We start from the raw sequence: 13,662 nt of genomic DNA, 5'->3' as shown, positions 1-13,662 counted from the left end.
AACGCCCGGTTACATTCCGAACCCGGAAGCTAAGCCTCACAGCGCCGATGGTACTGCAGGGGGGACCCTGTGGGAGAGTAGGACGCCGCCGAACTCATATTAAAAGAGCTGGTCCCCGAACTTCGGTTCGGGGACCAGCTCTTTTTTGTTGTCCGACACTTTGCGTTCACTTTGCGCGACAAGCATCCGCGGCATGGGTACTGCTGCAATGCTCAGGGCCGCGGGCGTCGGAGTCGGCGACGAGGTCATCGTGCCGGCGTTCGGGAACGTCGAGGTCGCGGAGACCGCGACCCAGGTCGGTGCGTCGGCCGTCTTCGCCGACATAGACCCGGTGACGTACTGCCTCGACGCCGGCGCTGTCGAGGCGGCCGTGACCCCGCGGTCGACCGCCATAGTCGTCGTACACCGCTTCGGTCGGTCGGCCGACATGGCGCGGCTGCGGGACGTCGGACAGCGACACGGGCTCCTGGTGCTGGAACTGGGCGAGTCCGAGGCGCCGTACGACGAGATCGCGCAGCGCAGGGAGCGGGCCGCCTATCTCGACGGGCGGCTGAGCGGAGTGCGTACGCCGGACGGCGGTGACGGGCACACGTATCAGCAGTACGTCGTGCGCGTGCCCGGCAATGGCCGGCCGGACCGGGACGCCTTCGCGCGGGCCGTACGGGCCAAGGGGGTTGAGTGCCGGGTGCCGGTGAAGACGCCTGTGCACCGGCTGCCCGGGTTCCGTCGGGACGTGCACCTTCCGGAGACGGAGCGGGCCGCCGACGAGACCCTCGCGCTGCCCGTGGACGCGTCGTTGACGAGGCGGGAGATGCAGCGGATCGTCTCCGCGTGCAATGCGCTCGGGGGATTGCTGCAGCCGGCCTTCTGATCCGGCGGGACTGGTTGGGAGCACGCTCCTGTTCGGGGTATGATCTATTTCGTTGCCGCGAGGGAAACCTCGAAAAGGTGACTGGCCCCCCTAGCTCAGTCGGCAGAGCGTCTCCATGGTAAGGAGAAGGTCAACGGTTCGATTCCGTTGGGGGGCTCCAGCAGAAAAGGCCTCCGCCCTTACGGGCGGGGGCCTTTCTCATATCCCGGAGGCGGCTCCCCGGAGCCGTGCCCCCGGAGCCGGGCCCGACCTCAGTCCCGCTGGAGGCCCGGCACCCGCATCGCCAGAATCGCCATGTCGTCGGACGGGGCGTCGGAGGCGAAGCGCTCGACCGCGCGCATGACGCGGGCGGCCACCGCTCCCGCCGTGAGGCCCGTGCACGCGGTGAGGACGTCCGTGAGGCCGTCGTCCCCCAACATGCGGGTGCCCTCGCGGCGTTCGGTGACGCCGTCCGTCACGCACAGCAGTACGTCGCCCGGGTCGAGGGTGATGGTCTGCTCGTACAGCTCCAGGTCCTCCATGACGCCGAGGAGGGGCTGCGGTTCGGCTGCCGCCTCTACGGTGCCGTCCTGGCGCAGGCGGAGCGGGAGCGGGTGGCCCGCGCAGACCACCTTCAGCATGGCGCTGCCGTCCTCCTGGGGCCACAACTCGCCGTACAGCAGGGTCAGGAAGCGGCTGCGGGCGCCCTCGTCCAGGATCGCGGAGTTCAGGCGCTCCAGGACCGCAGGGCCGCCGAAGCCCTCGCGGGCCAGGAGGCGCAGGGCGTGCCGGGCGAGGCCCGTGACCGCCGCCGCCTCCGGGCCCGTACCGCAGACGTCGCCGATGGCGAAGCCGTAGACGCCGTCACGAATCGGGAAGAGGTCGTAGAAGTCGCCGCCGACCTCGTTGCCCTCGCCGGCCGCGCGGTAGATGACCTCGACCTCGACGCCGTCGATGTGCGGGAGGTCGGGCGGCAGGAGGCTGCGCTGGAGGGACTGGCTGATGGCCGTGCGCTCCGAGTACAGGCGGGCGTTGTCGAGGGCCAGGGCGGCCCTGCGGGACAGGTCCTCGGCCAGTTCCAGGATTTCCTGGCGGAAGTGTTCGTCGGAGGGCTTGCCGAGCGTCAGCATGCCGATGACGCGGTTGCGGGCCACCAGGGGCAGGACGACGGTCTCCCCGCCGACCGCCGCGGCCGTCGCCAGAGTCGTGCCGATGCCGGAGGCGACCGAGGCGGGCTCGCCGAGGCCCAGGCTGCGCATGGAGGTGCGCAGGGCCGCCTGGTGGGCCGCCTCGCCCGGGGCCGCCCAGACGCGGGCGCCGGGGGTGGGGACCGGGTCCGGTGGGGCGACCTTCGAGAGCAGGGCCTTGAGGCCGTCGATGCGTTCCTCGTCCTCGTGCAGGACGTACGAGAGGTACGGGTCCGAGGCCTGGTCGGCGATCGTGTAGACCGCGCACCAGGTGGCGAGGGTCGGGACCGTCATCTGGGCCATGAGGGCGAGGGTCTGGTCGCGGTCCAGGGTGCCGGCGAGGAGGTCGGAGGCCTCGACGAGGAAGCTCAGCGAGCCGCGGCGCAGGCGTTCCAGCTCGCCCAGGCGGGCCGATTCCACCGCGAGCGCGATGCGGTCGGCGGCGAACTGGAGGCGCAGGGCCTCCTCGTTGGAATAGCGGGCGGGTCCCTCGGCCGCGACACCGAGGGAGCCGGTGAGGCGGCCCTCGACCTTCAGCGGGACCGTGACGACCGAGCGCATGCCGGTGCCGGCCAGCAGCGGTACGGCGCCGGGAACAACCGTCAGGTCCTCGTGGACGGCGGGCATACGGGCCGAGCCGTAGCGGCCGGGGCCCGCCTCGACGGGGACGCGGGCGAAGCGCTGGCGGGCGGAGGGCAGGCCCGTCGAGGCTCGTACCTCCAACTCCGTCTCGTCGTCGGTCGCAAGGAGCAGGAAGGCGGAATCGCCGTCGAGCATGTCGCGGGCGCGCTCCACCGTGCGCTGGAGGAGGCCGTCCAGGTCGTCCGGGGCGGGAGAGCCGATGAAGACCTCGAAGGGGTCCGTGGCCTGGCCCTCGGAGCTGGTCGTCGTGTCGGTGGCCGACGCCCGCAACGGGGTTTGCAGGACGGCGCGTTCGTGGTCGCGTACGAGGAGGCAGACCGTGGAGGGTTCGCCGCCGGTGTCACGGACGCGGAGGTGGGAGGCGTAGACCGGGGTCACGCGGCCGCTCGCGCCCCGGAGCCCGTAACTGCCCTCCCAGCGTGAGAGTTGGAGGGCCTCGACGATGCCGGTGCTGGTGCCCGGGGTGTGGGGCCAGGCCGCGAGGTCGGTGAGGGGCTTGCCGATGACCTGCTCGGCGGCGTACCCGAAGAGGTCCTCCGCGTCCTCGTTCCAGGCCGAGATGGCGCCGATGCGGTCGATCTGGATCACTGCGACGCGGACGCGGCCGTCGGCGAGCGGAAGGAGGTCGGCGGGGAGTGCGGGGCCCGCTGTGCGGGTGCCGACCGGGCGATCGGGGAGGTCGAGGTGGAACCAGACCTGTTTGTGCGTGGGGGAGTAGTCGACGCCCCAGCGGCCGGCCAGGGCGGCGCACAACTGGAGTCCGCGCCCGCCCTCGCGGTCGGGGCTGCCCATATTCACGGCCGTCGCCTGGAGTGGAATCTCGCGTTCCGGGTAGCGGTCAGCCACCTCGATGCGTACGCCTCCGTCGCTGCGCAGACACAGGACGTCCGCGGAGGTGCCCGCATGTACGACAGCGTTGGTGACGAGTTCGCTGGTCAGGACCACCGCGTCGTCGACGATGTCGGCGAAGCCCCAGCCTTGGAGGGTGTCACGGACGAAGGATCTGGCGGTCGCGACCGATCGCCCGACGGGATCGAAACTGGCGGCCGCGCGCGCGGTGATCACAGAACTCCTTGTCCGGTTGTCGGCGTGCGGGGCTCCGTGGCCGACCCGCTCCTGCCGGGGCAGTGCCTGGTTCCCCGTCGGCCGAGGATCCTGGGGCTGTCCCCCAGGATGCAGTCCGGTGGTCATGGTGCGGTGCCCCTCCGATGCCTGCCCGCTCGTTCTTGTGCCACCGCCCAGGCCGGACAAACCGGTGTGGCTGGACAGCCGCATGCAAGGTTACTTACCTTCGCCGTCCATGCGGATGCCGGTCACCAGTGTTTCCGCCGGGAGAGGGGCAGAGTTTCCGTTCGGACAGGTGTCTGTGTTTCCGTCCTGAGGAGACTGTGCCCGCCTCCGGGCGGTGTGCGGACGATGTGCGAAGCTGCCGAACTGTTATGGCCTGGTTCAGCCGGGGTGAAACACTGGGCAAGCTCCAGTGAGAAGGTCGGACAGGCTGGGCGCCTGCCGGTTCGCTGAGCAAGTAGTACCTGAGCACGACCAGTAGTACCCGAGCAAGCAGTACCCGAGTACGCCGAGCAGTAATGGTCGACCCTTGCGGGAGGGACACAGTGGAGTCTGGCGCAGCGACGCGGGGCGGTAGGACGCGCGCGGAAGACGGACAGTCCCTGAACAACCGGCGCACACCACGCAATGGCACCACCGAGGTGGATACGGCTGCCCTGAACAGGCTGCTGACGGCCCTGGTGTCGATGCGGGACGGCAATTTCCGCAAGCGCCTCACGGTCTCCGGTGATGGCGTGATGTCGGAGATCGCGGCTGTCTTCAACGAGGTGGCGGACCGGAATCTGCATCTGACGGGTGAGCTGTCGCGGGTGCGGCGGGTGGTCGGACGTGAGGGAAAGCTCACGGAACGGCTGGAGTCGGGTGCCTGCGAGGGTTCCTGGGGTGCGGCGATCGACGCGTCGAACGCGCTCGTCGACGACCTCGTACGACCGGTCTCCGAGGTCGGCCGGGTGCTGTCCGCGGTGGCGGAGGGTGATCTGTCGCCGCGTATGGAGCTGCGGGCGCAGGCGGCGGACGGCAACGGACATCCGCTGCGCGGGGAGTTCCTGAAGGTCGGACGGACGGTCAACAACCTGGTCGACCAGCTGTCGACGTTCACCGACGAGGTCACGCGGGTGGCCAGTGAGGTGGGCACCGAGGGCAAGCTGGGCGGGCAGGCCCGGGTGCGTGGGATGTCCGGTTCGTGGAAGGACCTCACGGATTCGGTCAACACCATGGCGTACCGGCTGACGGCTCAGGTGCGTGACATCGCTCTCGTGACGACGGCGGTCGCGAAGGGTGACTTGTCCCGGAAGGTCACGGTTCATGTGGCCGGCGAGATGCTGGAGCTCAAGAACACCGTCAACACGATGGTGGACCAGCTGTCGTCGTTCTCCTCCGAGGTGACGCGTGTCGCCCGCGAGGTGGGCACCGAGGGCGAACTCGGCGGCCAGGCGCAGGTGCCCGGTGTGGCCGGTGTGTGGAAGGACCTCACCGATTCGGTGAACCTGATGGCCGGCAACCTCACGGCCCAGGTGCGCGGGATCGCGCAGGTGACGACGGCGGTCGCGAGCGGTGACCTGTCGCAGAAGGTGACCGTCTCCGCGCGCGGCGAGGTCGCGCAGCTCGCCGAGACGATCAACCAGATGACCGAGACGCTGCGGACGTTCGCGGACGAGGTCACGCGGGTGGCCAACGAGGTCGGCGGCGAGGGGCGGCTCGGCGGTCAGGCGAACGTGCCGGGCGCGGCGGGGACGTGGAAGGACCTGACGGACTCCGTCAACACGGTGTTCCGGAATCTCACGACCCAGGTGCGGGACATCGCCGCGGTGACGACGGCGGTGGCCAACGGTGATCTGTCGCAGAAGGTCACCGTCGACGTGGCCGGCGAGATGCTGGAGCTGAAGAACACCGTCAACACGATGGTCGACCAGTTGTCGTCGTTCGGTGTCGAGGTCACGCGCGTGGCGCGCGAGGTCGGTGTCGAGGGTGAACTGGGCGGCCAGGCACAGGTGCCGGGTGTGGCCGGTACGTGGAAGGACCTCACCGACTCCGTCAACACGGCGTTCCGGAACCTGACGGGTCAGGTCCGCAACATCGCGCAGGTGACGACGGCGGTCGCGAACGGTGACCTCTCTCAGAAGGTGACGGTCGACGTCTCCGGAGAGATGCTCCAGCTGAAGAACACCGTGAACACGATGGTGGACCAGCTGTCCTCGTTCGCCGACCAGGTGACGCGGATGGCCCGGGACGTGGGCACGGAGGGCCGCCTCGGCGGTCAGGCCCGCGTGGACGGCGTGTCCGGTACGTGGAAGGAACTCACCGACTCCGTCAACTTCATGGCGGGGAACCTGACCTCGCAGGTACGGCAGATCGCCCAGGTCACCACGGCGGTGGCGCGGGGTGACCTGTCGCAGAAGATCGACGTGGACGCGCGCGGCGAGATCCTGGAGCTGAAGAACACCATCAACACGATGGTCGACCAGCTCTCCGCCTTCGCGGACCAGGTGACGCGGGTGGCCCGGGACGTGGGCACGGAGGGCCGCCTCGGCGGTCAGGCGCAGGTGCCCGGCGTCGCCGGTGTGTGGCGCGACCTGACGGACTCCGTGAACGGCATGGCCGGCAACCTCACCGCCCAGGTGCGCAACATCGCGCAGGTCGCGACCGCGGTGGCGCGGGGTGACCTGTCGCAGAAGATCGACGTGGACGCGCGGGGCGAGATCCTGGAGCTGAAGAACACCCTCAACACGATGGTCGACCAGCTCTCGAACTTCGCCGAGCAGGTGACGCGGGTGGCCCGCGAGGTGGGCACGGAGGGCATGCTCGGCGGTCAGGCCGAGGTGCAGGGTGTCTCCGGCACCTGGAAGGACCTCACGCAGTCCGTGAACTTCATGGCGAACAACCTGACCATCCAGGTCCGTAACATCGCCGAGGTCACGACGGCGGTCGCCATGGGCGACCTGTCGAAGAAGATCACCGTCGACGCCAAGGGTGAGATCCTCGAACTCGTCACCACCGTCAACACGATGGTGGACCAGCTGTCGTCCTTCGCCGAGCAGGTGACCCGGGTGGCCCGCGAGGTGGGCACCGAGGGCATCCTGGGCGGCCAGGCGCACGCGTCGGGCGTCACGGGCATCTGGAAGGACCTCACCGACAACGTCAACCTGATGGCCAACAACCTGACCATGCAGGTGCGCAACATCTCCCAGGTCGCCGCGGCCGTCGCCAACGGCGATCTGACCCGTACGGTGACGATCGAGGCGCGCGGCGAGGTCGCGCAGCTCGCCGACACCTTCAACACGATGGTGAAGACGCTGAGTTCGTTCGCCGACCAGGTCACCAAGGTGGCCCGCGAGGTGGGCACGGACGGCATCCTCGGCGGGCAGGCGCACGTCCCGGGTGTGGCCGGTACGTGGAAGGACCTCACCGAGTCCGTGAACGGGATGGCGTCCAACCTGACCGGCCAGGTGCGCAACATCGCGATGGTCACCACGGCCATCGCCAAGGGCGACCTCACCAAGAAGATCGACATCGACGCGCGCGGCGAGATCCTGGAGCTGAAGACCACCATCAACACGATGGTCGACCAGCTGTCGTCCTTCGCCGAGGAGGTCACCCGAGTCGCCCGCGAGGTGGGTACGGAGGGGCAACTGGGCGGCCAGGCACGCGTGCGTGACGTCGACGGCACCTGGCGCGACCTCACCGAGTCGGTGAACGAGATGGCCGGGAACCTGACCCGGCAGGTGCGTGCCATCGCGCGCGTGGCGACCGCGGTGACCCGCGGCGACCTGAACCTGAAGATCGACGTGGACGCCTCGGGCGAGATCCAGGAACTTCAGGACTACATCAACAAGATGATCGCCAACCTGCGCGACACCACCATCGCCAACAAGGAGCAGGACTGGCTCAAGGGCAACCTCGCCCGTATCTCCGCGCTGATGCAGGGGCGCCGCGACCTCGACGACGTGGCCTCGCTGATCATGAGTGAGCTGACGCCGGTGGTCTCCGCCCAGCACGGCGCGTTCTTCCTCTCCATGCCGCTGGTCGACGGCAAGGAGGCGGGCAACGACGAGGACGCGTACGAGCTGCGCATGCTCGGCTCGTACGGCTACTCGATGGGCTCCATGCCGACGTCGTTCCGGCCCGGTGAGGCGCTGATCGGGACGGCCGCGCAGGAGAAGCGCACGATCCTGGTGGAGAACGCGCCGAGCGGTTATCTGAAGATCTCGTCCGGGCTCGGCGAGGCGCCTCCGGCGCAGGTGATCGTGCTTCCGGTGCTCTTCGAGGGGACCGTGCTGGGTGTGATCGAGCTGGCGTCCTTCACGCCGTTCACGCAGATTCAGAAGGACTTCCTGAACCAGATCGCCGAGATGATCGCGACGAGCGTCAACACCATCTCCGTCAACACCAAGACGGAGGTGCTGCTCAAGCAGTCGCAGGAGCTGACCGAGCAACTCCAGGAGCGGTCGGCGGAGTTGGAGAACCGGCAGAAGGCCCTCCAGGACTCCAACGCCCAGCTGGAGGAGAAGGCCGAACAGCTCGCTCAGCAGAACCGCGACATCGAGGTCAAGAACACCGAGATCGAGGAGGCGCGGCAGGTCCTGGAGGAGCGTGCCGAGCAGCTCGCGGTCTCCATGCGCTACAAGAGCGAGTTCCTGGCGAACATGTCGCACGAGCTGCGGACGCCGCTCAACTCCCTGCTGATCCTCGCGAAGTTGCTCGCCGACAACGCCGAGTTGAACCTGACTCCCAAGCAGGTCGAGTTCGCGGAAACGATCCATGGAGCGGGTTCCGACCTGCTCCAGCTGATCAACGACATCCTTGATCTGTCGAAGGTCGAGGCGGGCAAGATGGACGTCTCGCCGACCCGCATCGCGCTGGTCCAACTCGTCGACTACGTAGAGGCCACTTTCCGTCCGCTGACCGCGGAGAAGGGCCTCGACTTCTCCGTCCGGGTGTCGCCGGAACTGCCCGCCACGCTGCACACCGACGAGCAGCGCCTCCTTCAGGTGCTGCGCAACCTGCTCTCCAACGCGGTGAAGTTCACCGACTCCGGAGCGGTCGAATTGGTGATCCGGCCCGCCGGCGCGGATGTCCCGGTGGCGATCCGGGAGCAGCTTCTGGAGGCGGGTTCGCTGCGGGACGCGGACGCCGGTCTGATCGCGTTCTCGGTGACCGACACCGGCATCGGGATCGCCGCCAGCAAGATGCGGGTGATTTTCGAGGCCTTCAAGCAGGCGGACGGCACCACGAGCAGGAAGTACGGCGGTACGGGTCTGGGGCTGTCCATCTCGCGGGAGATCGCGCGTCTGCTGGGCGGTGAGATCCACGCCCAGAGTGAGCCGGGACGCGGTTCGACGTTCACGCTGTATTTGCCGCTGCACCCGAGCGAACTGCCCCCGCAGGGCTACGGGCAGCTCGTGCCCGCCCTGGAGGCCGGGGAGCTGCTCGCCTCGGAGGCGGAGCTGTCCGGGGCCGGCATCGAGACGCCGGCCGAGGTGAAGTCGTACCAGGAGACGCAGAACGGGCCCGCAGCGCTCTTCAGGCGGCGCCGCAGGGCGCTGCCCGTGACCGAGCAGCGCCCGGGGCTGCCGGGGCCGAACGGGGCCGCGGGTGCCTCTCCGGAGCAGTGGGCGGCCGGCGGCCAGCAGGAGGCGGCGGCGCAGCCGCGCCGAGGCATCCGGTTCGAGGGCGAGAAGGTGCTGATCGTCGACGACGACATCCGCAACGTGTTCGCGCTCACCAGCGTCCTGGAGCAGCACGGCCTGTCGGTGCTGTACGCCGAGAACGGCCGTGAGGGCATCGAGGTGCTGGAGCAGCACGACGACGTGACGGTCGTCCTGATGGACATCATGATGCCCGAGATGGACGGCTACGCCACGACGACGGCGATTCGCCGGATGCCGCAGTTCGCCGGGCTGCCGATCATCGCGCTCACGGCGAAGGCGATGAAGGGCGACCGGGAGAAGGCCATCGAGTCCGGCGCGTCCGACTATGTCACCAAGCCGGTCGATCCCGACCATCTGCTCTCCGTGATGGAGCAGTGGATGCGCGAGGAGTGAGCGGGATGGGTGTCGCCGGGTGGTGTCGGCGACCGGGAAGCCCGGCTGTACGCGCCGAGTCGGGGGCGCGGGGCGCCCGACGTCGTATAACTGACGGTGGCCGAAGCCGTGTAGAAGCGCGGGATTCGGGGAACCTTCTGGTCTCCCGCTACGTTTCTGCTACGTGCACAGTGACATCGCGGTGACAGGGTGTGGCGACAGGCGGGGTGCGGCTACCATGACCGGCACAAGGACGGGCGACGCAAGGGAGTCGTCCCCTGGGGCGGCGCCCGGTGCACTGCCGGGGCGAGGAGGGCGGGCCATGGTGCAGAAGGCCAAGATCCTTCTGGTCGATGACCGGCCGGAGAATCTGCTGGCGCTGGAGGCGATCCTCTCCGCGCTCGATCAGACACTGGTACGGGCATCGTCCGGAGAGGAAGCGCTCAAAGCGCTACTGACCGACGACTTCGCGGTCATTCTGCTGGACGTCCAGATGCCTGGAATGGACGGTTTCGAAACCGCGGCGCACATCAAGCGGCGAGAGCGGACTCGGGACATCCCGATCATCTTTCTCACGGCGATCAACCACGGCCCGCACCACACTTTCCGGGGGTACGCGGCGGGTGCGGTGGACTACATCTCCAAGCCGTTCGACCCATGGGTGCTGCGCGCGAAGGTCTCGGTCTTCGTCGAGCTCTACATGAAGAACTGCCAACTGCGCGAGCAGGCGGCCCTGCTGCGGCTCCAGCTGGAGGGTGGCGCCAAGACGGCGCTCGGCTCGGCCAAGGAGCCGGCCGGTCTCCTCGCCGAACTCTCCGCGCGGCTCGCGGCCGTTGAGGAGCAGGCCGAGGCGCTGTCCAAACAGCTCGACGACGACTCGGCGGACGCGGCGGCGGTGGCGACCGCGGCCCATCTCGAACGCAAACTCACGGGACTGCGCCGGGCGCTGGACGCGTTGGAGCCGGGCACGGGGAGCGGCGCACCGTCGGTGCCGTCGCAGAACTGACCCTCGAGGAGTCCGTCGTTCGCGGTGAACGCGCGTCAGTTCTGGTCCCTGGTACGGGCGACACGAACGGGTGAAGCAGTAGGCACACGTGTCCGCTGTCGTCTCCACCGGTAACCTCACACTCATGGCCTCACGTCAGTCCGCAGCCAAGAAGCCGCCCGCGAAGAAGGCGGCCGCTCCGACGAAGGCTCCGGCGAAGAAGGCCCCCGCGAAAAAGGCAGCCGCCAAGAAGGCGCCTGCCAAGAAGGTCGCGGCGAAGAAGGCCCCACCCGCGCCGGCGCCCAACCCCACCGGGGGCGTGTACAAGCTCGTACGCGCCGTGTGGCTGGGTCTCGCGCACGCCGTCGGCGCGATGTTCCGCGGCATAGGACGGGGTGCGAAGGGGCTCGACCCGGCGCACCGCAAGGACGGACTCGCGCTGCTGCTGATCGGGATCGCGCTGATCGTCGCGGCGGGCACGTGGTCCAACCTGCACGGGCCCGTCGGCGACCTCGTCGAGATGCTGGTGACGGGTGCCTTCGGCCGCCTCGACCTGCTGGTGCCGATACTGCTCGCGGTCATCGCCGCCCGCTTCATCCTGCATCCCGAGAGGCCGGAGGCCAACGGGCGCATCGTGATCGGCCTGTCCGCGCTCGTCATCGGCGTGCTCGGCCAGGTCCACATCGCCTGCGGGGCGCCCGCGCGCAGCGACGGCATGCAGGCGATAAGGGACGCCGGCGGACTCATCGGCTGGGCGGCGTCGACGCCGCTGACGTACATGATGGGCGACGTCCTCGCGGTGCCGCTGCTCGTGCTGCTCACGATCTTCGGCCTGCTGGTCGTCACGGCGACCCCCGTCAACGCGATCCCGCAGCGGCTGCGGCTGCTCGGGCAGAAGCTGGGCGTCGTCCAGGCCGACCCCGACGAGGACGCCTTCGGCGAGGACGACGAGCGCTACGACGAGCAGTGGCGTGAGGCGCTTCCCGCCCGTTCCCGGCGGCGTTCACGCGCTCCTGAGGGATACGACGCGCAGAGCGCCGAGGAGGAGGCGCTCACCAAGCGCCGCGGCCGTCCTCGGCGGCCCGGTGTGCAGCAGCCCGACCTGGACCGGCCCATGGACGCGGTGGACGTCGCCGCGGCTGCCGCGGCCGCGCTCGACGGCGCCGTGCTGCACGGGATGCCGCCCTCCCCGCTGGTCGCCGATCTGACGCAGGGCGTCACGGCGGAGCGTGACGGCTACGAGGAGACGACCCCGGTGCCGGCCGCGCGCGCCAAGGTCGTCCCGGGCGCCAAGCGGCCCAAGCAGGAGGCCCTGGCCGTCGAGTCCGTCGTGCCCGACCTCACCAAGTCCGCGCCCGACGCGCCCCGTGACCTGCCCCCGCGTGCCGAGCAGCTCCAGTTGTCCGGCGACATCACCTACTCCTTGCCGTCGCTCGACCTCCTGGAGCGCGGCGGGCCCGGCAAGACGCGCAGCGCCGCCAATGACGCCGTGGTCGCCTCGCTCCAGAACGTCTTCATGGAGTTCAAGGTCGACGCCGCAGTCACCGGCTTCACGCGTGGTCCGACGGTCACGCGCTACGAGGTCGAACTCGGCCCCGCCGTGAAGGTCGAGCGGATCACGGCGCTCACCAAGAACATCGCGTACGCCGTCGCCAGCCCCGACGTGCGGATCATCAGTCCGATCCCCGGCAAGTCGGCGGTCGGCATCGAGATCCCCAACACCGACCGCGAGATGGTCAACCTCGGTGACGTGCTGCGCCTCGCGGACGCGGCCGAGGACGACCACCCGATGCTGGTCGCGCTCGGCAAGGACGTCGAGGGCGGCTATGTGATGGCCAACCTGGCGAAGATGCCGCACATGCTCGTCGCCGGAGCCACCGGTTCCGGTAAATCCTCGTGCATTAACTGCCTGATTACGTCCGTCATGGTCCGGGCGACCCCCGAGGACGTCCGGATGGTCCTCGTCGACCCCAAGCGGGTCGAGCTGACCGCGTACGAGGGCATCCCGCACCTGATCACGCCGATCATCACCAACCCGAAGCGGGCCGCCGAGGCGCTGCAGTGGGTCGTACGGGAGATGGATCTGCGCTACGACGACCTCGCGGCGTTCGGCTACCGGCACATCGACGACTTCAACGAGGCCATCAGGAACGGCAAGGTGAAGCTGCCCGAGGGCAGCGAGCGCGAGCTGACGCCGTACCCGTATCTGCTGGTGATCGTCGACGAGCTCGCCGACCTGATGATGGTCGCCCCGCGCGATGTCGAGGACGCGATCGTGCGCATCACGCAGCTCGCGCGTGCGGCCGGCATCCACCTGGTGCTCGCCACCCAGCGGCCGTCCGTGGACGTCGTCACCGGTCTGATCAAGGCGAACGTGCCGTCCCGGCTCGCCTTCGCCACGTCGTCGCTGGCGGACTCGCGCGTCATCCTCGACCAGCCGGGTGCCGAGAAGCTGATCGGCAAGGGCGACGGGCTCTTCCTGCCGATGGGGGCCAACAAGCCCACCCGTATGCAGGGCGCCTTCGTCACCGAGGACGAGGTCGCGGCCATCGTGCAGCACTGCAAGGACCAGATGGCGCCGGTCTTCCGGGACGACGTCACCGTGGGCACCAAGCAGAAGAAGGAGATCGACGAGGACATCGGCGACGACCTCGACCTGCTGTGCGCAGCCGCCGAACTGGTCGTCACCTCGCAGTTCGGGTCCACCTCGATGCTCCAGCGCAAGCTGCGGGTCGGCTTCGCCAAGGCCGGGCGGCTGATGGACCTCATGGAGTCCCGCGGCATCGTCGGGCCCAGTGAGGGTTCCAAGGCGCGTGACGTCCTTGTGAAGGCCGACGAGCTGGATGGAGTGCTCGCCGTGATTCGTGGGGAAGCTGAAGCGTAGAGCTTTTGGCGGAGGAAAACGGGACA

General features: G+C 69.0%; 5 protein-coding genes, 1 tRNA gene and 1 rRNA gene. 6 read left to right on the top strand and 1 reads right to left on the bottom strand.

Annotated features, from left to right (window positions below):
* From rrf to ACFVWD_RS35565, 3 genes are all read left to right on the top strand, one after another.
* Positions 1-94: ribosomal RNA gene (rrf, locus tag ACFVWD_RS35575) — 5S ribosomal RNA — on the top strand; the annotation flags it as partial.
* 114 nt (positions 95-208) lie between these two features.
* The gene (locus tag ACFVWD_RS35570; protein ID WP_389602144.1) at positions 209-871 is read left to right on the top strand and encodes a DegT/DnrJ/EryC1/StrS family aminotransferase; all 663 of its coding nucleotides are present in this window, start codon (positions 209-211) and stop codon (positions 869-871) included.
* Positions 872-955: 84 nt separating this feature from the next.
* A tRNA-Thr gene (locus ACFVWD_RS35565) sits at positions 956-1,031 on the top strand.
* A 91-nt stretch (positions 1,032-1,122) separates the two neighbouring features.
* Here the strand turns inward: ACFVWD_RS35565 and ACFVWD_RS35560 are convergent.
* Entirely contained in the window at positions 1,123-3,870 is a 2,748-nt protein-coding gene (locus ACFVWD_RS35560; protein WP_389602136.1) for a SpoIIE family protein phosphatase, read from the bottom strand.
* Between the two features lie 422 nt (positions 3,871-4,292).
* Here ACFVWD_RS35560 and ACFVWD_RS35555 point away from each other — a divergent pair, with 422 nt between their 5' ends.
* The 3 genes from ACFVWD_RS35555 to ACFVWD_RS35545 all read left to right on the top strand — a co-directional run bounded on the left by ACFVWD_RS35555 (position 4,293) and on the right by ACFVWD_RS35545 (position 13,636).
* The gene (locus tag ACFVWD_RS35555) at positions 4,293-9,788 is read left to right on the top strand and encodes a HAMP domain-containing protein (protein WP_389602134.1); all 5,496 of its coding nucleotides are present in this window, start codon (positions 4,293-4,295) and stop codon (positions 9,786-9,788) included.
* A gap of 301 nt (positions 9,789-10,089) precedes the next feature.
* Positions 10,090-10,773 carry a two-component system response regulator gene (locus ACFVWD_RS35550; protein WP_389602132.1) on the top strand — a complete coding sequence of 228 codons (684 nt, stop codon included), beginning with the start codon at positions 10,090-10,092 and terminating at the stop codon, positions 10,771-10,773.
* A 124-nt stretch (positions 10,774-10,897) separates the two neighbouring features.
* Positions 10,898-13,636: a DNA translocase FtsK gene (locus ACFVWD_RS35545; RefSeq protein ID WP_389602131.1), complete on the top strand. Its 2,739-nt coding sequence runs from the start codon at positions 10,898-10,900 to the stop codon at positions 13,634-13,636.
* Positions 13,637-13,662: the final 26 nt, after the last annotated feature.

Origin of the sequence: Streptomyces sp. NPDC058086, from assembly GCF_042885015.1 — a bacterium.
Lineage (GTDB): Bacteria > Actinomycetota > Actinomycetes > Streptomycetales > Streptomycetaceae > Streptomyces.
The sequence above is the reverse complement of the archived record's forward strand: the minus strand, read 5'-3'. Positions and strand labels throughout refer to the sequence as shown.

What these genes read in the sequence shown, in the direction of transcription:
- ACFVWD_RS35570 (WP_389602144.1), top strand. Translation starts at nt 209, where the DNA reads ATGCTCAGGGCCGCGGGCGTCGGAGTCGGCGACGAGGTCATCGTGCCG.
- ACFVWD_RS35560 (WP_389602136.1), bottom strand. Translation starts at nt 3,870, where the DNA reads ATGACCACCGGACTGCATCCTGGGGGACAGCCCCAGGATCCTCGGCCG.
- ACFVWD_RS35550 (WP_389602132.1), top strand. Translation starts at nt 10,090, where the DNA reads ATGGTGCAGAAGGCCAAGATCCTTCTGGTCGATGACCGGCCGGAGAAT.
- ACFVWD_RS35545 (WP_389602131.1), top strand. Translation starts at nt 10,898, where the DNA reads ATGGCCTCACGTCAGTCCGCAGCCAAGAAGCCGCCCGCGAAGAAGGCG.